14 protein-coding genes are annotated in these 23,196 nt (G+C 66.6%); 6 read left to right on the forward strand and 8 right to left on the reverse strand.

From position 1 onward, the window contains the following. The first annotated feature begins 3 nt into the window (after window positions 1-3). The 5 genes from AC56LG_RS18175 (at window position 4) to AC56LG_RS18195 (ending at window position 8,903) form a co-directional block, all read left to right on the forward strand. Entirely contained in the window at window positions 4-2,580 is a 2,577-nt protein-coding gene (locus tag AC56LG_RS18175; protein ID WP_497167469.1) for a [protein-PII] uridylyltransferase, read from the forward strand. Window positions 2,581-2,626: 46 nt separating this feature from the next. Continuing rightward, window positions 2,627-3,373, forward strand: a complete 747-nt coding sequence (locus tag AC56LG_RS18180) for a pseudouridine synthase (RefSeq protein WP_497167470.1) — start codon at window positions 2,627-2,629, stop codon at window positions 3,371-3,373. Between the two features lie 122 nt (window positions 3,374-3,495). Then, window positions 3,496-4,353, forward strand: a complete 858-nt coding sequence (locus tag AC56LG_RS18185; RefSeq protein ID WP_497167471.1) for a phosphate/phosphite/phosphonate ABC transporter substrate-binding protein — start codon at window positions 3,496-3,498, stop codon at window positions 4,351-4,353. A 15-nt stretch (window positions 4,354-4,368) separates the two neighbouring features. Then, window positions 4,369-7,173 carry a putative bifunctional diguanylate cyclase/phosphodiesterase gene (locus tag AC56LG_RS18190; RefSeq protein ID WP_497167472.1) on the forward strand — a complete coding sequence of 935 codons (2,805 nt, stop codon included), beginning with the start codon at window positions 4,369-4,371 and terminating at the stop codon, window positions 7,171-7,173. Window positions 7,174-7,403: 230 nt separating this feature from the next. Further along, the gene (locus AC56LG_RS18195; protein ID WP_497167473.1) at window positions 7,404-8,903 is read left to right on the forward strand and encodes a peptide MFS transporter; all 1,500 of its coding nucleotides are present in this window, start codon (window positions 7,404-7,406) and stop codon (window positions 8,901-8,903) included. A 211-nt stretch (window positions 8,904-9,114) separates the two neighbouring features. Here the strand turns inward: AC56LG_RS18195 and AC56LG_RS18200 are convergent, their stop codons facing one another. Genes AC56LG_RS18200 through AC56LG_RS18210 form a run of 3 tightly spaced genes read right to left on the reverse strand, consistent with a single transcriptional unit; the run spans window position 9,115 to window position 12,372 of the window. Continuing rightward, window positions 9,115-10,476: a hybrid sensor histidine kinase/response regulator gene (locus AC56LG_RS18200; RefSeq protein WP_497167474.1), complete on the reverse strand. Its 1,362-nt coding sequence runs from the start codon at window positions 10,474-10,476 to the stop codon at window positions 9,115-9,117. Between the two features lie 12 nt (window positions 10,477-10,488). Further along, the gene (locus AC56LG_RS18205; protein WP_497167475.1) at window positions 10,489-11,958 is read right to left on the reverse strand and encodes an ATPase domain-containing protein; all 1,470 of its coding nucleotides are present in this window, start codon (window positions 11,956-11,958) and stop codon (window positions 10,489-10,491) included. Further along, complete coding sequence (locus AC56LG_RS18210; protein ID WP_497167476.1) at window positions 11,959-12,372, reverse strand: hypothetical protein; 414 nt, start codon at window positions 12,370-12,372, stop codon at window positions 11,959-11,961. A gap of 214 nt (window positions 12,373-12,586) precedes the next feature. Between AC56LG_RS18210 and AC56LG_RS18215 the strand changes: the two genes are divergently transcribed. Then, the gene (locus AC56LG_RS18215; RefSeq protein ID WP_497167477.1) at window positions 12,587-14,362 is read left to right on the forward strand and encodes a DUF885 domain-containing protein; all 1,776 of its coding nucleotides are present in this window, start codon (window positions 12,587-12,589) and stop codon (window positions 14,360-14,362) included. A gap of 211 nt (window positions 14,363-14,573) precedes the next feature. On the opposite strand, the gene def is transcribed toward AC56LG_RS18215, so the two are convergent. From def to smc, 5 genes are read right to left on the reverse strand one after another with little or no spacing between them, the layout of a single operon-like run. Further along, the gene (gene def / locus AC56LG_RS18220; protein WP_497167478.1) at window positions 14,574-15,110 is read right to left on the reverse strand and encodes a peptide deformylase; all 537 of its coding nucleotides are present in this window, start codon (window positions 15,108-15,110) and stop codon (window positions 14,574-14,576) included. Then, window positions 15,097-15,996, reverse strand: a complete 900-nt coding sequence (gene galU / locus AC56LG_RS18225; RefSeq protein ID WP_497167479.1) for a UTP--glucose-1-phosphate uridylyltransferase GalU — start codon at window positions 15,994-15,996, stop codon at window positions 15,097-15,099. The genes def and galU overlap by 14 nt, the downstream gene beginning before the upstream one ends. Window positions 15,997-16,003: 7 nt before the next feature. Then, complete coding sequence (gene ligA, locus AC56LG_RS18230; protein WP_497167480.1) at window positions 16,004-18,388, reverse strand: NAD-dependent DNA ligase LigA; 2,385 nt, start codon at window positions 18,386-18,388, stop codon at window positions 16,004-16,006. A gap of 7 nt (window positions 18,389-18,395) precedes the next feature. Further along, on the reverse strand, window positions 18,396-19,553 hold the full coding sequence (locus AC56LG_RS18235) for a cell division protein ZipA C-terminal FtsZ-binding domain-containing protein (RefSeq protein ID WP_497167481.1): 1,158 nt from the start codon (window positions 19,551-19,553) through the stop codon (window positions 18,396-18,398). Continuing rightward, window positions 19,550-23,074, reverse strand: coding sequence for a chromosome segregation protein SMC (gene smc, locus AC56LG_RS18240; protein WP_497167482.1), 3,525 nt, complete (start codon window positions 23,072-23,074; stop codon window positions 19,550-19,552). The genes AC56LG_RS18235 and smc overlap by 4 nt, the downstream gene beginning before the upstream one ends. Window positions 23,075-23,196 lie beyond the last annotated feature (122 nt).

Raw genomic sequence — 23,196 nt, forward strand, 5'->3', positions numbered from 1 at the left:
CCGATGTCCGCCGCCCTCGATGATGCCCGCCCCGAATTGAAAAGCCGGCTGAAGGCCGAACGCCAGGTCCTGTTCGCGGCCTTCCACGAGGACGGCAAGCCGGAAAAGCTGCTGCGCGGGCTGCGCCAGCTGGTCGACGACATCCTCGCCGAAGCCTGGGTGGCGGCGCGCCTGCCGGTCAACACGGCGCTGGTGGGCGTGGGCGGCTACGGCCGCGGCGAACTCTTCCCCTATTCCGACGTCGACCTGCTGATCCTGCTGGGCGCCCGGCCCGACGCCATCACCGAAGCCAGGCTCGAGGGCCTGGTGCAGCTGCTGTGGGACCTCGGCCTGGAGATCGGCCACAGCATCCGCACGGTCGACGAATGCATGATCGAGTCGGCGGCCGACATCACCGTGCAGACGAGTTTGCTGGAAGCGCGCCTGGTCACCGGCGACGCCGCACTGTTCGAACAGCTGCAAACACGCTACCAGGAAGCGCTCGACCCGCAAGCCTTTTTCCAGGCCAAGACCGCGGAGATGCGCCTGCGCCATGCCAAGTACGAGTACACCGCCTTCGCACTCGAGCCGAACTGCAAGGAGAGCCCGGGCGCCCTGCGCGACCTGCAGGTGATCCTGTGGGTGGCCAAGGCGGCCGGTCTGGCCAGCTCCTGGGGCCAGCTCGCCGTGCGCGAACTGATCACCCAGGACGAGGCGCGCCAGCTGATGGAAAAGGAGCGCGCCTTCAAGGACATCCGCGTGCGCCTGCACCTGCACACCAACCGGCGCGAAGACCGCCTGCTGTTCGACGTGCAGACCGCGATCGCCGAATCCTTCGGCCTCGAATCCGACCCGCCCGGCCCCGGCGCCCGCCGCGCCAGCGAATACCTGATGCAGCGCTACTACTGGGCGGCGAAAACCGTGACCCAGCTGAACACGATCCTGCTGCAGAACATCGAGGCGCGCCTGTTCCCGCAGCCCACTGTGCCGGTGCCGATCGACGCCTCCTTTAACAACGTCAACGGTTTCATCGACATCGTGCGCGACGATACCTTCGAGACCACGCCGTCGGCGGTGCTCGCCATTTTCGTCGTCATGACCGAGCGCCCCGAACTCAGGGGCATGACGGCGCGCACCACGCGCGCGCTCTGGCATGCGCGCAACCTGATCGACGAGGCCTTCCGCGCCGACCAGGGCAACCGCGCCAACTTCCTGCGCATCCTGAAGGCGCCGATCGGCCTGGTGCACGCGCTGCGCCGCATGAACGATTTCGGCGTGCTGGGCCGCTACCTGCCGAACTTCCGCAACATCGTCGGCCAGATGCAGCACGACCTGTTCCACGTCTACACCGTCGACCAGCACATCATGATGGTGGTGCGTAACCTGCGCCGCTTCACGATGGCCGAACACGCGCACGAATACCCGTTCTGCAGCCAGCTCATCGCCAACTTCCGCGACCGCTGGCTGCTGTACGTGGCGGCGCTGTTCCACGACATTGCCAAGGGGCGCGGCGGCGACCATTCGGAACTGGGCAAGATCGACGCCGAGGAGTTCTGCCGCGACCACGGCATGTCCGAGCGCGACACCGAACTGGTGGTGTTCCTGGTCGAACGCCATCTGACCATGTCGCACGTCGCGCAAAAGCAGGACCTGTCCGACCCGGACGTGGTCCAAGCCTTTGCCGCCGTGATGAAGGACGAGCGCCACCTGACCGCGCTCTACCTGCTGACGGTGGCCGACATCCGCGGCACCAGCCCCAAGGTGTGGAATGCCTGGAAGGCGAAGCTGCTCGAAGACCTGTACCGCATCACGCTGCGCGTGCTCGGCGGCGAAGAGCATTCGGCCGACCGCGAACTGCGTACGCGCCAGCAGGAAGCGCTGGCCACGTTGCGCCTGTTCGGCCTCGCAGCCAACGCGCACGAGGCGCTCTGGAACCAGCTCGATGTGGTGTATTTCCTGCGCCACGACGCTTCCGACATCGCCTGGCAGACGCGCTGCCTGCACGACAAGGTCGACAGCACCAGGCCGGTGGTCAAGGCACGCCTGGCGCCGGTCGGCGAAGGCTTGCAGGTGGCCGTGTACGTGAAGGACCAGCCCGACCTGTTCGCGCGCATCTGCAGCTATTTCGACCGCCAGAATTTTTCGATCCTGGACGCCAAGATCCACACCACCCAGGGCGGCTACGCGCTCGACAGCTTCCTCGTCACCCAGGAAAACTTCGCGCGCAACTACCGCGACATCATCAGCCTGATCGAACACGAACTGTGCGAACTGCTGATCTCGCAGGCGCCGCTGCCGGCCCCCACGCGCGGGCGCCTGTCGCGCCTGTCGCGCCACTTCCCGGTGGCCCCAAACGTGGAACTGCGCCCGGACGAGCGCGGCCAGCATTACCTGCTCTCGATCACGGCCAACGACCGCACCGGCCTGCTGTATGCGATCGCGAACGTGCTCACGCGCTACCGCATCAACCTGCACACGGCCAAGGTCATGACCCTGGGCGAGCGCGTCGAGGACGTGTTCCTCGTCGACGGCCCCAACCTGAACAACCCGCGCGTGCTGGTGCAGCTGGAAAAAGAGCTGCTGGCCGCGCTGGCGATCTGACTCAGACGATCCGATACAACCCATCTCACTTGATAAGTAGTTACCAATGACCGAACCGCTCCGCCTCTCCAAACGAATGTCCGAACTGGGCCTGTGCTCGCGCCGCGAAGCCGATGAATGGATCGCGCGCGGCTGGGTGCGGGTCGACGGCAAGGTCGTCGCGGAGCTGGGCAGCAAGGTCCTCCCGAGCCAGCGCATCACGGTCGAGCGCCAGGCCGCGGCCGAGCAGTCCAAGCGCGTCACGATCCTGATCAACAAACCGATGGGCTACGTGTCGGGCCAGGCCGAAGACGGCTACACGCCGGCCGTGGCGCTGATCAAGCCGGAAAACCGCTGGCCCGACGATCCGGCGCCGGAACAGTTCCACCCGACCCAGCTGCGCTCGCTGGTGCCGGCCGGGCGCCTCGACATCGACTCGGTGGGCCTGCTGGTGCTGACCCAGGACGGGCGCATCGCCAAGCAGCTGATCGGCGAGACCACCTCGGTCGACAAGGAATACCTGGTACGGGTCGAGTACACCAAACCGGGCAAGCTGCCCGAGTCCGACCTCAAGAAACTCAACCACGGCCTGTGGATGGACGGCAAGCCGCTGCTGCCGGCCAAGGTGCGCTGGCAAAACGACGACCAGCTCAGTTTCACCCTGAAAGAAGGCAAGAAGCGCCAGATCCGCCGCATGTGCGACATGGTCGGCCTGAAGGTGGTCGGCCTCAAGCGCGTACGCATCGGCAAGGTCAAGCTGGGCGACTTGCCGGTCGGACAGTGGCGTTATCTGCGGGCGGAGGAGCAGTTTTAAGCACGCACACGGAGGGCGCGGCGACTTTGCAACAGGAACAGTTGCAATTGAGAACTTTTAGTTGAACTCTGCTATAGTTCCGCTCCACGCGTTCGCCGAGCGCCCCTTCCGTTCCCATTATCATGCGCATGACCTTATGGGCCGGCTTCGCCGCGCTCCTCGCTGTATCGCCTGCCGGCCTTGCCGCGACCGCCGTGGCCGCCAATCATCCCGTCTATAACTTCTCGCCCGTTAACCAGTACAACTTGCAGGTGTCGGCCAGCTTCTGGAACCCGATCATCCGCTATGTCTCGCACAAAAGCGGGGTACGGCTGAACCTGAAACTCGGCCGTACCTCAGCCGACACCACCAGCTTCATTCTGGCGCGCGAAGTCGATTTCGCCTTTACCAATCACCTGTTCAGCCCGGAGCGGGCAAAGATGGGCTGGACCGTGTTCGGGCGGCGCGACGCCGACCCGGTGCGTTCCCAGATCGTCGTGCCGGCCGACTCGCCCGTGCATCGCCTGGAGGAACTGGCCGGCAGCACCGTTGCCTTTCCCGGACCCGAAGCATTGGTCGCCTACAAGGTCGCTTACGCCGAACTGCTGCGCCGTAAAATCCCGGTAACGGTGGCATTCGCAGGCAACATGGATGCCGCCTTTACCCAGCTCGCGAGCGGACGGGCCAGGGCGGCCGGCGCCAATTCGCAACTGGTGCAGAATTATGGCGGACGCGAGAACCAGTCCTTTCGCGTGCTGTGGAGTTCGGCGCCGTTCAACGACCTGGGGCTGATGGCGTCGGGGCGGGTACCCGCGGCGCAAGTGCGCGCCGTGGCCGCGGCATTCCTGGGCATGCGCAGCGATCCCGAGGGCCGCCGCATTCTCGACGCGGCGACGGCGCTGATCCATGCGCCGCAGCCGGTGGGTTTCGTCGCCGCCACGGACGCCGACTACGCGGCCTACCGCCTCTTCTACCAGGCCGCCCCGGCCGAGCTGCGCTAGGCGGCACGGCACCCCATGCTGAAACTGGTCACCCTGCTGCTTCCGCGCACCCTGGTCGGGCGCGTCTTCGCCCTGTTTGCGCTGAGCATGCTGGTGTTCGCCGGGGTCGGACTGGGCATGTTCTATCGCCACCAGTACCTCGCGCATATCGAAGAAACCCAGGATGCGGCCAATACCCTGATCGAAGTGGCGGCGCGCGCGGTCGAGGACAGCGCGGTGATCGGCGACTACGACACGGTGCGGCGCACCCTGGCGACGATGATGCTGCGCTCGCCGTTCCAGAGCGCGGTCTTCATCGACCTGGACGGCGGCACCATCCGAGTGGAGGCCGCGCCCGATCAGGCACTGGCCCCGGCTCCCGCCTGGCTCAGCGAACACGTCGCGCACGAACTCTACGACGTCAACCGGGTAGTCAATATCGGCGGCACGGATTACGGGGTACTGCGCCTGCATTTCGACGAACACCGGCTGGCCTCGCAATTGTGGCTGCTGCTGGTGCAGTCGGCCCTGCTGGCCGGCGTGATCCTCGCGCTCAGCCTGGCGCTGGCGCGTGCGCTGCTGGCACGCTGGCTGAAAAACCTCGGCCGCCTGCGCTTCGACGCCGGAGACGGCGACGGCGGCGCCGCGATTTCCTCCGATACGCCGCTCGAGATCCGCGAAGCGATCCTGGCCGTGAACCGCAGCGCCGCCAGCATGCGCGACGCCTACGGCCAGCGCATCTCCACGCTGATGGATTCGCTGGTCCAGCACAAGAGCGCGCTCGACCAGGCGGCGATCGTCTGCGAAGTCGACCGCGCCGGGCTGGTCATCGCCGTCAACGACCTGTTCATACAGGAGTCCGGCTATGCGCGCGAGGAACTGGTCGGGCGCCCGCTGCCCCAGGCCGGCAACGGCTGGACGCCGGCCGACACGGTCTGGCGCGGCGAAGTCGCGGTCGCAACGCGCGCCGGCGAGCGCCAGTGGTACCGCACCATCGTGCCGATCTTCGATACTGCCGCGCAGGTCGAAAAATACATTTGCATCGATGTCGACATCAGCGAGCGCAAGCAGTTCGAGGATGCGATCGTCTGGAACGCGATGCGCCAGGGCCTGCTCGCACGCCTCGGGCGCAAGGCGCTGGAAGGCGGTCCGCTGGCCGGCTTGTTCGACATGGCCGCGGCGGTCGCCTGCGAAGGTCTCAACGTACGCCACGCCGCGCTGTTCGACTTCGACCCGGCGGCCGGCAGCGCCACCCTGCGGGCAGCGCACGGCTTCCCGGCCAACACGCTCGGCACTGCCTTTCCCTGCACGCCCGCTGGGGGCGAGGCGCTGGCCCACTGGAGCGCCGCCGTGCTCGGCTTCGACGGCGCAAGCATCGAGGCGGCCGTCGCCGGTGGCGGCCGCGCCTTTGGCGCGCTGGTCGTCTACGCCGACGCCGCACGCACCTTCCAGGAAGACGAGGATGCCTTCCTGGGCAGCCTGGCCAACATCCTGGCCAGCGCCGTCGAGCGCGAGGAGGCACGCAAGCGCCTGACCTGGCTGGCGCAATTCGACACTCTCACCGGCCTGCCGAACCGCCATCGCCTCGGCACCTGCCTGGAGGAAGCGATCGCCGGCGCGGCGCTGTCCGGGGAGCGCGCCGGCGTCATGTTCATCGACCTCGACCGCTTCAAGAGCGTCAACGACATGCTCGGTCACAGCGCCGGCGACGCCCTGCTGGCGCAGGCCGGCGCGCGTCTGCAGGCCTGCGTCGGCGCTGTCGACGTGGTGGCGCGCCTGGGCGGCGACGAGTTTGCCGTCGTGCTGCCGCAGCTCGCGGCACCCGGCCAGGCCGAGGCCATCGCGCAATGCATCGTCGAGGCGCTGGCCCAGCCTTTCCTGCTGCAGGGCCAGCAGCTGTTCGTCTCGGCCAGCGTCGGCATCGCCGCCTGGCCCGAGGATGGGATCGACGCCGCCACCCTGCTGAAAAACGCCGACACGGCGATGTACAGCGCCAAGCAGGACGGCCGCAACAACTACCGCTTCTATCGCGCCGAGATGAACGCGAATGCCGCATTGCGCCTGCAGACCGAATCCCAGCTGCACCTGGCGCTCGAGCGCGGCGAATTCGAATTGCATTACCAGCCGAAAGTAAAGTTGGCCGACAACTCACTGAGCGGCTTCGAAGCCCTGCTGCGCTGGCGCCATCCCGAGCGCGGCCTGGTGGCACCAGGCGAGTTCATCTCGATCCTCGAGGAGACCGGCCTGATCCTGCCCGTAGGCGAATGGATCATCACCGAAGTCTGCCGCCAGGTGCACGCCTGGTCCGCCCTGCATGCATCGGTGCCGCCGGTGGCGAGCAACCTGTCGGCGCGCCAGCTGGCGCAGGCCGGCTTTGCCGGCACCGTGCACGGCATCGTCGCCGCAGCCGGCATCGACCCACGCCTGCTCGAATTCGAGCTGACCGAATCGATGCTGATGGCGGACCCGGAAAGCGCGGTGGGCATCCTGACCTGCCTGAAGGCGCAGGGCATGCGCCTGTCGGTCGACGATTTCGGCACCGGCTACTCGAGCCTGGCCTACCTGAAGCGCTTCCCGCTCGACGCGCTGAAGATCGACCGCACCTTCGTGCGCGACCTGCCCGACGACGCCGACGACGCCGCCATCACCAAGGCCGTGATCAGCCTCGCGCACAGCCTGAACCTGAAGGTGGTGGCCGAGGGTGTCGAGACGATCTCCCACCTGGACGCGCTGCGGGCCTACGGCTGCGACGAGATCCAGGGCTACTACATCAGCAAGCCGCTGCCGGCCGCGGATTGCGCGGCCTTGCTGCAAAACGAAGCCATCCCCGCTGCCGCGTAGCGTGGACGGGTTCCCCGTCCACGCGTCCCGGCGCAGGCCCATTCGCGGGCAATTCGTCAAAGACGGCCGAGTGGTCCAGCCGGCGCCATCGTCACGCACATGTGCGGAAATACGGAACATCGCGGCGCTGGGCCTGTCAGGATTGCGCATTGCGTTGTCGTGGCGTAGCATGCAACGGCTTGCCGCTGGTCATGAGCCGGCGGTGAAGCATATTCCAACAAGGAGAGAAATTGAAAACGGAAATCCTGCCGACCAGCCAGACCCGCTCGTTCATGACGGTGGCGCTGATCGAACTCTGGGAGCGCTTCGGCTATTACGGCATGCAGGCGCTGATCGTCTACTTCATGGTCCAGCGCATGGGCTTCGACGACAGCCGCGCCAACCTGGTCTGGGGCGCCGCCGCCGCGCTGATCTACGTCGCGCCGGCCATCGGCGGCTGGATCGGCGACAAGGTCCTCGGCACGCGCCGCAGCATGGTGCTCGGCGCCATGATCCTGACCCTCGGCTATGCCCTGATGGCAGTGCCGACCGCGAACTCGTGGTTCCTGTTCTCGGCGCTGGGTGTGATCGTGGTCGGCAACGGCCTGTTCAAGCCGAACACCGCCAACCTGGTGCGCAAGATCTACGAAGGCGACGATTCGAAGATCGACAGCGCCTTTACCATCTACTACATGGCCGTCAACGTCGGCTCGACCTTCTCGATGCTGGCCACGCCCGCCATCAAGGACCACATCAATGCCGCCTACGGCAACGAACTGGGCTGGCACGTGGCGTTCGGCGTCTGCAGCGTCGGCCTGATCGTCGGCCTGCTGACCGTGATGATGATGCGCGCCACCATCCGCCACGTCGGCTCGCTGCCGGACGAACTGCCGCTCGACAAGGGCAAGCTGGCCATGGTGCTGGCGGGTGGCGTGGTCGCGGTGGGCCTGTCCGCCGTCATCCTGCAATACCAGAGCCTGGCGCGCATGTTCGTCTACCTGGCCGGCTTCGTGGTGCTGGGCATCTTCGTGCACCTGATCCGCAAGAGCGAGCCGAGCGAACGCGCCGGCCTGATCGCGGCGCTGGTGCTGACGCTGCAGACCGTGTTCTTCTTCATCTTCTACCAGCAGATGAGCACCTCGCTGTCGCTGTTCGCGCTGCGTAACGTCGACCTCGAATTCAACGTGTTCGGCGCGCACCTGTGGACCTGGTCGCCGGCGCAGTTCCAGGCCCTGAACGCGATCTGGATCATGGTGCTCTCGCCCGTGCTGGCCTGGATCTACACCCGCGCCGGCCGCGCCGGCACCGACCTTTCGATCGCCGGCAAGTTCGCGCTCGGCTTCTCGGTGGTGGCCGCCGGCTTCTTCACCTACGGCTTCGCCGGCGCCTTCGCCGTCAACGGCCTGACCTCGTCGTGGATCATGATCGCCGGCTATGGCCTGTATTCGCTGGGCGAACTGCTGGTGTCGGGTTTGGGCCTGGCGATGGTGGCGCGCTACGTGCCGGCGCGCATGGGCGGCTTCATGATGGGCGCCTATTTCGTCGCGGTCGGCATCTCGCAGTACCTGGGCGGCGTGGTGGCCAACTACGCCAGCGTCCCGCAAGGCATGACCGATCCGCTGCAGACGCTGCCGATCTACACGGGCCTGTTCAACAAGCTGGGCATCGCGGCGGTGATCTGCACGCTGATCGCGCTGTCGGTGCTGCCGCTGATGCGCAGGCTGACGGCGACGCACCACGCGCACCAGTAAGCGCGTGTTTTAGATGGAGGGCCGGTTCGCCGGCCCTTTTTATTGGCCGTCGCGTAATGTAGGGTGGACTCCGTCCACGCGGTGCGAAAGCGGCAACCGTGCGGCGTGATCGCAGTACGCGGCAGCCGCGTTCCGGATCAGGGCAGGCTGCGTGCATGTGCCGCACGCGTGGACGGAGTCCACCCTACGTTACCCCCCTGCCTTCGCGCAGTTAAACCCGCGCAGCCACCAGCGCCAGCAGCGCGTCGGGATTGACCGGCTTCACCAGGTAATGATCGAACCCCGCACTGGCCGCGCGTGCGCGGTCCTCGGCCTGGCCGTAGCCGGACAGGCCGATCGTCACCGGATCGGCGCCGCGCTCCGAAGCGCGCAGGCGGCGCATGACTTCGAGGCCGTCCATGCCGGGCAGGCCGATGTCGCAGACGACGACGTCGAACCGTTCGCTCAACAGCAGGTCGAGGCCGGCCTGGCCGTCGTGCGCGATGCTGACCGTGTGGCCTTCCATGTCGAAGAAAGCCTTCAGCGTCTCGCAGGCGTCGGCATTGTCTTCGATGATCAGCACGCGGCAGCAGTCGCCGGCCGGGGCTTGTTCGGCTGGCGACTGCGGCGTGGCGGCGGGCAGCGCGCAGGCCGGCAGGCGCAGGGTGAAGCGGCTGCCCTGCCCGACGCCGGCGCTGTCGGCCGTGATCGTGCCGCCATGCATGCCGACCAGGTTGCGCACCACGTTCAGGCCGACGCCGAGGCCGCCCTCGGAACGCGCCAGCGAGCGCGGCCCCTGGGTGAACAGGTCGAAGATATGCGGCAGCACCTCGGGCGCGATGCCGGTGCCGTTGTCGCTCACCACAGCGACGATCTCGTCCCCCTCGAGCGTCACCGTCAAGGCGATGCGCCCGCCGTCGCCGGTGTACTTCGAGGCGTTGCCGATCAGGTTCGTAAATACCTGGGTCAGGCGCACGCGGTCGGCGCGCACGCCCAGGGCGCGCCCCTTCAGGTCGGGCGCAACATCGAGCTCGAAATGCTGGCGGCGCTCGCCGATGCGCGGCAGCACCATTTCCAGGGCCTGGTCGATGATGGCGGACAGCGGCAGCGGTTCCGGGTTCAGGGTGATCTTGCCGCTGCTGATGCGGGCGGCGTCGAGCAGGTCGTCGAGCAGGTGCGCCATGTGGTCGACCTGGCGCCGGATCACCCTGGTGAAATTGAGCAGCTGCGGGCTGGCGTTGGCCGAGCGCTCCAGCATCATCGACGACATGCTGATCGGGACTAGCGGGTTGCGCAGTTCGTGCGCCAGCATGGCCAGGAACTCATTCTGGCGCCGGTTGGTCGCCTCGGCATCGTCGCGCAGGCTCTGGGCGCTGACGGCGGCGACGACCAGGTGTTCGTTCGCCTCGCGCAGCCGGGCCACGCTCTGCTCCAGCGCTTCTTTCTCCTGCAGGGCCGCGTGCAGGCGCGCCACTTCGTCTTCGAGTCCGCCGATGTGGCGCAGCAGCGCCCCGGTATAAGCGTCGGCCTGGGCACGCGCATCCTGGGTGTCGAGGGAACGCTGCATCGAACTCGTGTCGTCGCTCTCGAACATTCCCGTTCCCCTTCAGCTTGACGCCAGGTTGCGCGCCGAACCGCCGCCCAGCACCCCGGCCACTTCGGTAGGGAGTTCGTCCACCTCGAGGCCGGCGTCGGTGATGCGGTAGCCGCGCAGGTCGCTGCTGTGGTCGCTGCCGCGCACCTTCACCACCGACATGAATTTGTTGATCCGGCCGTCCACCTCGGCATAGCGCAGGGCAACGATGGCGTCGGTCAGGTAGGAAATATTCGCCTGTCCGAAGCTCAGCTCGGTGAAGACGTCGTTCATGCCGATCGTGACCATCGCGCTCACGCCCTGCTTGGCCACCGTCGACAGCAGGCGGAACACGGCCAGGCGCAGGTCGGAATGGAACTCGGGCGCCATGTAGAGCGCGAGTTCGGACAGCGAATCGATGACCAGGCGCGTGGCGCCGGTGCGCTGCAAGGCCGTCATCAGCTCGTCGATCAGTTCGTCGACAGTCAGGTCGAGCAGGCGGCTTTCGACAATGGTGACGTCGCCGCTTTGCACCATCTCGGCGAGGTCGGCATTGCGCAGGCGCGGCGTGCCCTTCTCAAAATAGAGGGCAACGCCTTTTTCGCCAAGGCGTTGGCCCTCTTGCAGGAAGCGGGTGGCGATGATGGTCTTGCCCGAGCCGGTCGGCCCGGCCAGCAGCATGGTATGCCCCTGCGGCAAGCCGCCATGCAGCAGCGCGTCGAGGCCCGGCACGCCGGTCGAGATGCGCTTCGGATCGCGGTCGATGTCGACGCCGGACTGGCGGTCGGCCGCCAGCGGCGGCAGGATGCGCGGGTAGGCACGCAGGCCGTCGTCGGTGATGCGGAAATTGTGCGAACCGGTCAGGTGGGCGCGGCCGCGCATTTTCATGACGCGCATCTTGCGCACCACGGTGTTGTGCTCGTGCACCTGGGTCAAGGACAGCATGCCGTCGGCCACGGTCATGATCGGGTTGGCTTCCGGATCGGAAGTGACGTACTCGCCGATCAGGAAGGTCGTGGCCTGCCAGCTGGTCATGCGCGTGCCGAGTTCCTGGATGAAATACTGGAGGTCGGCCACGCCCTCGTTGCCCGACTTGGCCGTCTGCACGACCGAGCGGAATGAGTCGACGAACACCAGCGCCGGCGAAAACGCCTCGACTTCCAGCATGATGCGTTCCAGCACGCCGCTGAAGTCGCCGGTGCGCAGGCTCTCGCCCAGGTTCACGTAACGGATCGCCGGACCCACTTTGCTGACGTCGAAGAAGGAAAACTGCTGCTGGTAGCGCAGCATCTTCAAGGGCGGCTCGCCCAGCACCGTGAAAAACAGCGCGCGCCGTTCGGGAGTGGCAAGGGTGAACATGATCTGGTGCGCGAGCGTGGTCTTGCCGCTGCCGGGCGGACCGGCGACGAGGTTGAACGAGAACTCGGGCAATCCTCCTCCTAGAAGGATGTCCAGTCCCGGCACACCGGTTTGCAAGAGCCCGAGGGCCACTTTATCGCTCATTTACTTCTGCTCCTGTCCATGCGTCTGCCCGTCTCCGCCTACCTGTGCGACGTGTAACAGCTGTTTCGTTAGCGCTTCGCCGATCAAGGTGCCCAGCAGCGTGGTGAATGTCTCGAGCAGGACGCCGTTGGCGGCGCCCGCTTGCCCGGGTCCTATCTCGTTCAGGGTTCTGGTCAGGGACATGAACAGGTCGGCCGCGGGCCGGGTGCTGTCGCAGGACGACAAGCCCTCGAAACGCGGGCTCGACAGGCGCAGTGCGCGTCCGAACAGCGCACAGAAGCCACTTTCGCCGATCAGGGGCATGAGCTGTTCGCTCAGGCGCAGCCAGGGCAATACCAGTACCGCGGCGACGTCCGTGCTCGTCGTATCTGCCTCTGAAGGCGAACGGGGCCGCTGCCCCTGGGTGTGTTCCATGCTCGCTGTCGGGCTGTCGTTCGTTATATGTTTTAGGCGCCGTGTGGCCGGCTGAAGCGCAATTATAAAGGCTAAACGCACAATTTTATCTATCTCACATGAAGACGGGATTAACTCCTACACGTATCCTCTTGATTCTTAGAAAAATTTTCTGCTGGTCATTTATTCTCTGGGACATAATGACAGACAAATAATTCGAGGCGAGGACAGCAAGATGATGAGACAGATCCTGGCGGGCGCGCTGTGCGCGGCCGGAATCGCGATGGCCGGACCGGCGCAGGCTGTGCCGCAACCCGCGGTGGCATCGCCGGCGGCAACATCCGCGGCCGATGCGCGCTTTGCCGTGATCCACCGCGCCGAATGGCAATGGCGCGTGCAGCAGGGCCTGGCCGACGACGAATCCGAACGCGGCCAGGTCGACCGCGACTTCGCCCGCGTCGACGCCGCCGCGCAAGCCGCGCGCCTGGTGTACTGGCAAAGCGTGCTGCGCCAGCTCCGCACGCTCGACCCGGCTGCCCTGTCGGCGCCGCAGCGCATCGATTACCAGGTCTACCGCGCCCAGATCGCGGCCTTTGTCGAGGCGCTGCGCTTTCGCGAATACGAGCAGCCGGTCAACGCCGACAGCGCCTTCTGGACCGACGTCACCTACGGCGCGCGCCAGCCCTTCGCCAGGGCGCAGGATTACCGCAACTACCTGGCGCGCCTGGGCAACATGCCGCGTTACTTTGCCGAACAGGTCGACAACATGCGCGCCGGCCTGGCGCGCGGCTTCACGCCGCCGCGCGTGACCCTGCAGGGGCGCGATGCGGCGCTGGCTTCGGTCGTCGACGCTCCACCGGAACAGACGGTGTTCTACACGCCGTTCAAGACGATGCCGGCCGCCATTCCCGCCGCCGAGCAGGCCGCCCTGCGCGCGCAAGCCGTCGCGGCGATCCACACCCACGTGCAGCCGGCGTATGCGCGCGTGCTGGCGTTCGTCCGCGCAGAATACGTTCCCGGCGCGCGCACGGCGCTGGCCGCTCACAGCCTGCCCGACGGCGCGGCTTATTACCAGTCGAAGATCGTCGAGTTCACGACCACGAACCTGCGCGCGGAAGAGATCCACCGCATCGGCCTGGCCGAGATGGCCAAGATCCGCGCCGAGATGACGGCGACCATCGCAAAAGCCGGTTTCCAGGGCGACCTGCCCGCCTTTCTGGCTTTTCTGCGCACCGATCCGCAGTTCTATGCGAAGACACCCGACGAACTGCTGATGCGCGCGGCCTGGATCGCCAAGAAATTCGACGCCAGGGCCGGCCAGTATTTCGGCTACCTGCCGCGCCAGCGCTTCGCGATCCGCCCGGTCCCGCCGGACCAGGCGCCCTACTACACTGCCGGACGCGGCGGCCCCGGCGTCTACCTGGTCAACACCTACAACCTGCCGGCGCGCGCGCTCTACAGCCTGCCGGCGCTGACCCTGCACGAGTCGGCCCCGGGCCACGCCTTCCAGATGCCGATCGCGCTCGAACAGAAGGGCGTGCCGCCGTTCCGCCGCGCCTACATCTCGGCCTTTGGCGAAGGCTGGGCCCTGTACACCGAGCGCCTCGGCACCGAGATGGGCATCTACGAGACGCCGTACGAGGAATTCGGCATGCTCAGCTACCAGGCCTGGCGCGCCTCGCGCCTGGTGGTCGACACCGGCATCCACGCCATGGGCTGGACGCGCGAGCAGGCGCAAGCCTACCTGCGCGAGAACACGGCTTTATCGGATCACGAAGTGACGACGGAAGTCGACCGCTACATCTCGTGGCCCGGGCAGGCGCTGTCGTACTACCTGGGGCAGATGGCGATCATGGAAGCGCGCGCCAGGGCCGAAAAGGCACTGGGGTCGCGTTTCGACATCCGCGCCTTCCACGACACCGTGCTGCAACTGGGGTCGGTGCCGCTGCCGGTGCTCGCGGCGCGCATCGATGCGTTCATTGCCGAGGGTGGGAAGAGTCCGTATCCGTAGGATGCAAGCGTCGTATTGGCCGCAATCGACGGTCAACACGGTGCACACGTTCGCGTGGGCCCGGGGCGCCCACCCTACGGTTGGTTGCGGCCAAGGATTGTGGACGCAGCCCGGAACGTCGAGGTACCGTAGGGTGGGCGCCCCGGGCCCACGCGTTCACGGCCGGCATTCCAACAACACGTGCCCGTCAGTCGCAAACAAGGCAGAACGATCAATCGTCCGCGTTCGGATCGAGGTCGGGAAACATCACTTCCGTGAACCCGAAGCGCGAAAAGTCGGTGATGCGCATCGGGTACAGGATCCCGAGCAGGTGGTCGACTTCGTGCTGGACGACGCGGGCGTGGAAGCCCTCGGCCTCGACCCGGATCGGCTTGCCGTACGGGTCGACGCCTTCGTAGCGCAGGCGCGTGAAGCGCGGCACGCTGCCGCGCAGGCCGGGCACCGACAGACAGCCTTCGAAGCCCTCTTCCATCTCGTCCGACAGGGGCGTCAGCACGGGATTGAGCAGCACCGTTTCCGGCACCTGGGGCGCGTCCGGATAGCGCGCGTTGTGCGCGAAGCCGAAGATCACCAGCTGCAGGTTGACGCCGATCTGCGGCGCGGCCAGGCCGGCGCCGTTGGCGGCGTGCATGGTGTCGAACATGTCGGCGATCAGCGCCTTTAATTCGGGCGTGTCGAATTCGCGCACCGGTTCGGCCACGCGCAACAGGCGCGGGTCGCCCATTTTGAGAATTTCACGTATTGCCATCGCCATTCTCCTTTGCGAGCTGCGCCAGGAAGGCCTGGAAGCCGGCCGCCGTTTCCGGGTGCTTCAGCCCCATCGCGGCGGTCGCCTGCAGGTAGCCCAGTTTCGAACCGCAATCATAGCGCTGTCCGGCGTAGCGGTAGGCGAGCACGCGCTCGGCCTGCATCAGGGAAGCGATGCCGTCGGTCAGCTGGATCTCGCCGCCGGCGCCCTGGCCAAGGTTTTCCAGGTGATCGAAAATCGCGCCCGACAGCACGTAGCGCCCGACCACGGCCAGCGTCGACGGCGCTTCCGCGGGCGTCGGCTTCTCGACGATGTTCGACACCAGTTCCAGGTTGCTGCGATAGGCCTCGGCCTTGACGATGCCGTACTGGCGCGTGTTCTCGCGCGGTACGTCCTGCACCGCCAGCAGGCTGCATTTTTCGTAGGCGTAGACCTCGGTCATTTGCGCCAGCACCGGCGCGGTGCCGGGAGCGGTGTCCATGAAGTCGTCGGCCAGCAGCACGGCGAACGGCTCGTTGCCGACCACCGGGCGCGCGCACAGCACCGCGTGGCCCAGGCCGAGCGGCGCCGACTGGCGGATGTAGATGCAGGTGACGTTCTTCGGGATCACGCCGCGCACCAGTTCGAGCAGCGCCTGCTTGTTGGCCGCTTCCAGCTCGGCCTCGAGCTCGTAGGCCTTGTCGAAATGGTCTTCGATGGCGCGCTTGTTGCGGCCGGTGATGAAGATCATTTCGGTGATGCCGGCGGCCACCGCTTCCTCGACCGCGTACTGGATCAACGGCTTGTCGACGATCGGCAGCATCTCTTTCGGCTGCGCTTTGGTAGCGGGCAGGAAGCGGCTGCCGAGACCGGCGACGGGAAAGACGGCCTTGCGAATCGTGTTCATCGTATTTTCACTCTTTCTGTGCTTGTTTCGCACCTGCCGTCGCCAGCAGGGCCAGCAGCCCGGCCTCGTCGAGTACAGTCACGCCGAACGACTCGGCCTTGGCCAGCTTGCTGCCGGCATCGGCACCCGCCACCACGTAGGAGGTTTTCTTCGATACCGAACCGGAGACCTTGCCACCGGCCGCCTCGATCAACTCGCCCGCCGCATCGCGCGACATGGTCGGCAGCGTGCCGGTCAGGACGAACGTCTGCCCGCTCAGGGCGCCCTCCTCGGCTTCGGCTTCCTGCGGCAGTTGCGCCAGCAGTTCGGCGCGCAAGCTTGCCAGCATCGTCAAGTCTTCGCGGTTGCCCGGCACGGCCATCCAGGCTTCGAGCGCGGCGACGACCGTGTCGGGCAAGCCGAACACGCTGAACACCTTCAGGTGCGCCAGGTCGTCGAGCGTGCGCCCGGCCAGCAGCTGGCGTGCGCGCGGTTCGGTCAGTTTCGGGATGCCGAGCGCGGCCAGCAGCGCCACTTCATCGAGGCGTTCGCGCAGTGCCGCCTTGGGCGCATGTTCGCCCTGGGGCGCGACGCCGGTCGCCAGCAGCGCGTCGAGCGCGGCCTGGTTCTTCGGTTCGGCGAAGAAGTCGGCGATCGACTCGGCCACGGTGCCGCCGATGTCGGGCAGCACGCGCAGCAAGGCCGCCGGGGCACGGCGCACCAACGCCAGGCTGCCGAGCCAGTCGGCCAGGGTCTTGGCGGTCGATTCGCCGACGTGGCGGATGCCGAGCGCGAACAGCAGGCGTTCCAGCGGCGGCTGGCGGCTGGCGGCGATCGCGTTCAACAGGTTGTCGGCCCATTTGGTCGGCACCTTGCCGCCCTTGACCGTCTCCGGGGTGGTGCCGTCACGTTCGTCGGCGAGGCGCTTCATCCTGAGCAGGTCGTCCAGCGTCAGTTTATACAGGTCGGCCACGCCGTGGATCAGGCTGCACTCGACCAGGCTGTCGATGTAGCGGTCACCCAGGCCCTCGATGTCCATCATGCGGCGGCCGGCGAAGTGGCGGATCGCTTCCTTGCGCTGGGCCGCGCACGACAGGCCGCCCGAGCAGCGCGCCACCGATTCGCCTTCTTCGCGCACCACGTGCGAGCCGCAGACCGGGCAGGTCGCCGGCAGCGTGTAGACCAGCGGCTCCGGCGTTGGGCGTCGTTCCAGCACCACCGACAGCACTTCCGGGATCACGTCGCCGGCGCGGCGCACGACCACGGTGTCGCCCACGCGCACGTCCTTGCGCCGCACTTCGTCCTCGTTGTGCAGGGTGGCGTTGGTGACGGTCACGCCGCCCACCGACACCGGCACCAGGCGCGCCACCGGCGTGATGGCGCCGGTGCGTCCGACCTGGACGTCGATGGCCGACACCACCGTCAGCGCCTCTTCGGCCGGGAATTTATGGGCCAGCGCGAAGCGCGGCGCGCGCGACACGAAGCCGAGCGCGCGCTGGTCGGCCAGGCGGTCGACTTTATAGACCACGCCGTCGATCTCGTAGGGCAGCGCCGGACGTTTTTCGCCGATGCTGCGGTAATAGCCGAGCAGCCCGTCGCGGCCATGGACGACCGCGCGTTCCTTCGACACCGGCAAGCCGAGGCGGTCGAACCAGTCGAGCACCTTCGAATGCGATTCCGGCATCTCGGCGCCTTCCAGCAGGCCGATGCCGTAGGCGAAGAAGCGCAGCTTGCGCTGGGCCGTGATGCGCGCGTCGAGCTGGCGCAGGCTGCCGGCGGCGGCATTCCTCGGATTGGCGAATTCCTTCTGGCCGGCGTCGCGCTGGCGCTGATTGAGTTTCGCGAAGTCGTCCTTGAACATCAGCACTTCGCCGCGCACTTCCAGCACCGCGGGAATCTCGTCGCCGTGCAGCCGCAGCGGAATCACGCGCACGGTGCGGATATTCGCCGTCACGTCTTCGCCGGTATAGCCATCGCCGCGGGTAGCGGCCTGCACGAAGACGCCGTTCTCGTAGCGCAGGCTTATCGCCAGGCCGTCGAATTTCAGTTCTGCCGCATAGGCGACTTCGCCGTTGGCGCTCAGGTCGAGGCCATCGCGCACGCGGCGGTCGAAATTGTCGACGTCCTCGTCCTGGAAGCCGTTGTTCAGCGAGAGCATCGGCACCGCATGGGTCACCTGCCTGAACTCGGGGATGGGCGCGGCGCCCACGCGCGAGGTCGGCGTGTCGGGCGTCACCGCCTCCGGATGCGCCGCTTCCAGCGCCTGCAGTTCGCGGAACATGCGGTCGTACTCGGCGTCGGGAATCGTCGGCGCGTCGAGCACGTGGTAGTTGTAGATGTGACGGTTCAGTTCCTCGACCAGCGCCTGCATGCGCGCCAGATCATCGGCTTGCTCAGTCAGTTGTTCACTCATCGACACCTCAGCTGAACAGGCGCAGCGCGCGGGTCGAACCGGCCGGGATGTCGGCCGCTTCCATCTCGGTATAGAACTCCTTGACCTGCTCGGCGATCTCGGCCAGCGTCGAGTCGAGCAGCGGCTGTTCGAAGTCGTCGACCATCAAGGCGTCCAGGCGCAACACCAGGTCCTTGGCGCATTTCACCATGGCGCCGAAGCCGTCGCGGCTCGGCGCCACGCAGGGCACGTCGAGCAGCAGGGTCAGGCGGTCGGTGGTGTCGGCGCCCAGGGTGACGTTGGTCGAGAGCGTGAACAACTCGCCGCCGGCGCCGTCGGGCATGGCGAAGCGGCCGCTCGGGCCGACGTCGAAGCCGGCATTTTCGAGCGCGCCGATCAGGGTCGACATCGCCCATGGCGCACCGTTCGATTTCAAATTCACACCCAGCTGGGCGTCGTGGCCGGCGACGAACTTGTGCAGGGTGCGCGCTTCGCTCATCACCTCGATCATGTCCGGCACTTCCGGCTCGGCGCCGATCTCGTCGGCCACCGCGCGCAGGCGCGTGACCAGTTCCGAGTATTCCAGTTCGTTGAGGGCCGTGGTGCGCGTGGCCATCTGCACGCCGGCCTGCAGCTTGGTGTAGACGCCGCCATGGGTGATCGGCGCCCATTCGCCGTTCTCGGCCTGGCCGATGTAGTGGATCGGCTTGTTGCCGACGCGGCGCAGTTTCTGCAGCGCCGGCAGGATCCTGTCGCCACGCGTCGGACCCTCGAGGGCCAGCGGGACCATGCAGTCGATCAGCGGGTCGACCAGGTTCTCGGCCAGTTCGCTCGGTTCGGCGTCCGCCGGGGCCTGGGGACCGGCCGGCGCCAGCGCGGCCGGCGCATCCGTGTCGCCGTCAGCGGCAGCACCGGCAGCACCGGCAACGGTCGCACCGGCAACGGGCGCACCCGTGCCGAAGCCCGGTTCGACCGGCCCGAGCGGCGGCGTGGCGCCGATGTCGAGCACCGGTTCGCTGCGCTCGGCGGGCGTGCCGTCGGGACGCATCAACACGTCGTCATGGTCGGAAGCGAAGGCGCGCTCGACGCTTTTACGCGCCTTGTGCTCCTGCCACTTGTTATAGGAGATGACGCCGACGACGAAGACGCCGCCAGCCGCGATCAGGCTCATTTGAAGGTCTGTCATGCTGCTTGTGCCTCTTGTGCGAAGTTGGCGGCGGACTCCATGTCCACCGCAACGATGCGCGATACGCCCTGCTCCTGCATCGTCACACCGATCAGTTGATTGGCCATTTCCATCGCTATCTTATTGTGGCTGATGAAAAGGAATTGGGTATGTTCGGACATGCGCTTGACCATGCGGCAAAAGCGCTCGGTATTGGCGTCGTCCAGCGGCGCGTCGACCTCGTCGAGCAGGCAGAACGGCGCCGGGTTCAGGCGGAACATCGAGAAGACCAGGGCGGTGGCCGTCAGCGCCTTTTCTCCGCCCGACAGCAGGTGGATGGTGGCGTTCTTCTTGCCCGGCGGTTGCGCCATCACCTGCACGCCGGCGTCGAGGATCTCGTCGCCGGTCATCACCAGGCGCGCCTGGCCGCCGCCGAACAGGATCGGGAACAGCTCCGAGAAGTGCGTATTCACGCGCTCGAAGGTGTCCTGCAGCAGTTCGCGCGTCTCCTTGTCGATGCGGCGGATCGCGTCTTCCAGCGTGGCGATGGCTTCGTTCAGGTCGGCGTTCTGGGCGTCGAGGAAGCGCTTGCGTTCCGACGCGGTCGCCAGTTCCTCGACCGCGGCCAGGTTGACCGCGCCCAGCGCGGCGATCGCATTCGTCAGGCGCGTGACCTCGCCCTGCAGGTATTGCGGCTTCAGGTCGGGATCGAGCTTGACAGCCAACGCCGCTTCGTCAGCGCCGGTGGCCGCCAGGGCTTCGGCGAACTGTTCCTGGTTCAGGCGCGCGGCCTGTTCCTTCAGCTGCATTTCGGTGATGCGGTCGCGCTGCGGCTGCAGGCTGCGCTCGGAACCCATGCGCGACTCTTCGGCATGGCGCAACTGCTGCGCCACCTGGTCGAGCTCATGGCGCGCATCCGACAGCGCCTTTTCCTGCGCCGTGCGCCGTTCCAGCAATTCCTGCAAGCCTTCGTGGGCGCTGCCGGACTCCAGCAGCGCCAGTTCCGACTGGCCGCCGGCCAGCGCCTCGGCCACCTGCGCCGCCTGTTGCCGCGCGGTGGCGATGCTGCGCCGCAGCTCCTCGATGCGCGCGCGACCGGTCTTTTCCGCGAACAGCGCTTCCTGGGCACTGCGCTCGAGTTCGCGCAGCTTGTCGCGTGCCTCGGCCAGCGCCGCTTCGCGTTGCAGAAACAAGGTCTGCCCATCCTCGAAACCGCCCTGCAGCTCGGCCAGTTCCATGTCGAGCTGTTCGAACTGCTGCTCGGCCTCCTGCTGGACCATGCGCTGCTCTTCTTCCTGGGCCGCGATTTCCGCCAGGTCGACGTCGATCTGGCTGCTACGCTGGTTGAAGCGCGATTCGACTTCGTTCTGGCGCACCACCTCGATCTGAAGCGCATGGGTTTCGCGCTGCAGCGTGGCGATGCGCGCACGCGCATCCTGCAGGCGGCGCGTGAGTTCGGTGACGGCCGCGTCGGCGCGGGTGGCGCGGGTGCGCGCCTCGTCCGTCAGCAGGGCCTGGGCGCGTAGTTGTTTGCCGATGTTGTCGATGTCGTGCTGGCGCGCCAGCATGCCATCCTGCTCGGCGTCGGCGGCGTAGAAGCGCACGCTCGACGCCGTGATGACATGCCCCTGGCGCGTGACGAAAGCGCCGCCCTGCGGCAGGCGCCCACGCTCGGCAAAGGCTTCGGTCGCCGTCTCGGCGGTGAACACCAGGTGCAGCCAGTCGTTCAGCACACCGCGCAGGCCCGGGTCGTTCAGTTTCAGCAGGCTGGCGAAGGATTTCAGGCCCATGACTTCGATCGCGGCGGGCGCACTCGGCGACGGCGCGTACAGGGCCAGGCGCGCCGGCGGGGCGTCGCCGACAAAGGCCTTGGCCCAGTCGATGCTGGAGAGTTCGAGCGCGCCGGCGCGTTCGCGCAGCACCGCTTCCAGCGCCGTTTCCCAGCCCTCTTCGACCTGCACCTTTTGCCACAGGCGCGGCAGCGTATCGAGTTCGTGTTTTTTCAGCCAGGGCGCGACCTTGCCCTGGGTTTGCACGCGCTCCTGCAACTGTTTTAATGCAGACAGGCGCGCTTCGAGTTGCGCATTGGTGGTCGATTCGCGCTGCGATTGGGCATGGGCTTCGCGGCGTTCGGTCTCGGCCGCGTCCTGCAAGGCGGCGGCTTCTTCCTGCAGCAGGGTCTGCTCTTCCAGCGACTGCTGCTTTTCCTCGAGCTGCATGCGCAGGTTGGCCAGGTGCGCGCTGTCGGGCGGGGCCAGCATCTTCTTTTCCGCCTGCAGCCGTTCGCGCCGGGTAGTCAGGCCGCTCAGGATGTTGCCGGCGTTGCGGCCGTGGGCGGCGGCCAATTCGATGCGCTGGCGTACTTCGCCGATGCGCGCGCGCGCTTCGTCGCCGCGGCGCTGGGCCTCGCGCCAGGCGGCGTCGAGTTCGGGCAGGCGGTCGCCCTGCGCTTCGACGGCGATCTGGGCGCCTTCGGCGCGCGCAGCCAGTTCCTCGACTTTATACGTCGCTTCCTCGATCTGTTCTTCGTATTCCTGCGCCTGTGCCAGCCAGCCGTCGCGCTGGGCGGTGAGCGTGCCGAGCTGGTTCTGCAGGCGGGTGCGCGACTCGATCACGAACTTGATCTGCGCTTCCAGGCTGCCGATCTCGGAGTTGGTTTGATAGAGCACGCCCTGTGCCGTGTGCAGGCGGTCGCCCACCGCGAAGTGGTGCTGGCGCAGGTGCTCGAGTTCGAGTTCGACGTTGCGCAGTTGCGCGGTCTGCGCTTCCAGGCTGTTCTGCGCTTCTTCCATCTCGCGGAACCAGCGCGTCTGCTCGGCTTTCGCTTCGTTCCTGCGCAAGAGCCAGAGCAGCTTCTGCTTTTCTTCCTGGTCGCTTTGCAGCTGGTGGAAACGGTTGGCGACCGCCGCCTGTGCTTCGAGCTTTTCCAGGTTGGCGTTCAGTTCGCGCAGGATGTCTTCGACGCGCAGCAGGTTTTCGCGGGTATCGGATAAACGGTTTTCGGTTTCGCGGCGGCGTTCCTTGTACTTCGAGACGCCCGCCGCTTCTTCCAGGAAGACGCGCAACTCTTCCGGACGCGATTCGATGATGCGCGCGATCATGCCCTGGCCGATGATGGCGTAGGCGCGCGGCCCCAGGCCGGTGCCCAGAAAAATGTCCTGGATGTCGCGCCGGCGCACCGGCTGACCGTTGATGTAATAGGTGGACGTGCCGTCGCGCGTGAGCGTGCGCTTCACGGCGATTTCGCCGTACTGGCCCCACTGCCCGGCGGCCTTGCCCAGGCTGTTGTCGAACACCAGTTCGACCGAAGCCCGGCCCGAGGGCTTGCGGTGGGTCGAGCCGTTGAAGATCACGTCCTGCATCGACTCGCCGCGCAGCTCCGACGCTTTCGATTCGCCCAGCACCCAGCGCACGGCGTCGATGATGTTCGACTTGCCGCAGCCGTTCGGACCGACCACGCCAACCAGTTGCCCAGGCACCTGGAAATTGGTGGGATCGACGAAAGACTTAAATCCCGACAATTTGATGGAAGATAGTCGCACGTTGCTTCGGTGACTTGTAAAGCAATAAAGGACGCATCATACCATCTGTTGCTTGCATTTCGGCCAAGTTTGACGACGAACGGGACGGCGGTGCCGGTCGTCGATCGCCCGCTCGGCCATAT

The organism is Telluria sp. ZB2R32, from assembly GCF_059685715.1.

Bases quoted from the DNA above. Each gene is read 5' to 3' on its own strand.
- AC56LG_RS18175 (WP_497167469.1), top strand. From the start codon at position 4: ATGTCCGCCGCCCTCGATGATGCCCGCCCCGAATTGAAAAGCCGGCTG.
- AC56LG_RS18180 (WP_497167470.1), top strand. From the start codon at position 2,627: ATGACCGAACCGCTCCGCCTCTCCAAACGAATGTCCGAACTGGGCCTG.
- AC56LG_RS18185 (WP_497167471.1), top strand. From the start codon at position 3,496: ATGCGCATGACCTTATGGGCCGGCTTCGCCGCGCTCCTCGCTGTATCG.
- AC56LG_RS18190 (WP_497167472.1), top strand. From the start codon at position 4,369: ATGCTGAAACTGGTCACCCTGCTGCTTCCGCGCACCCTGGTCGGGCGC.
- AC56LG_RS18200 (WP_497167474.1), bottom strand. From the start codon at position 10,476: ATGTTCGAGAGCGACGACACGAGTTCGATGCAGCGTTCCCTCGACACC.
- AC56LG_RS18205 (WP_497167475.1), bottom strand. From the start codon at position 11,958: ATGAGCGATAAAGTGGCCCTCGGGCTCTTGCAAACCGGTGTGCCGGGA.
- AC56LG_RS18210 (WP_497167476.1), bottom strand. From the start codon at position 12,372: ATGGAACACACCCAGGGGCAGCGGCCCCGTTCGCCTTCAGAGGCAGAT.
- AC56LG_RS18215 (WP_497167477.1), top strand. From the start codon at position 12,587: ATGATGAGACAGATCCTGGCGGGCGCGCTGTGCGCGGCCGGAATCGCG.
- def (WP_497167478.1), bottom strand. From the start codon at position 15,110: ATGGCAATACGTGAAATTCTCAAAATGGGCGACCCGCGCCTGTTGCGC.
- galU (WP_497167479.1), bottom strand. From the start codon at position 15,996: ATGAACACGATTCGCAAGGCCGTCTTTCCCGTCGCCGGTCTCGGCAGC.
- ligA (WP_497167480.1), bottom strand. From the start codon at position 18,388: ATGAGTGAACAACTGACTGAGCAAGCCGATGATCTGGCGCGCATGCAG.
- AC56LG_RS18235 (WP_497167481.1), bottom strand. From the start codon at position 19,553: ATGACAGACCTTCAAATGAGCCTGATCGCGGCTGGCGGCGTCTTCGTC.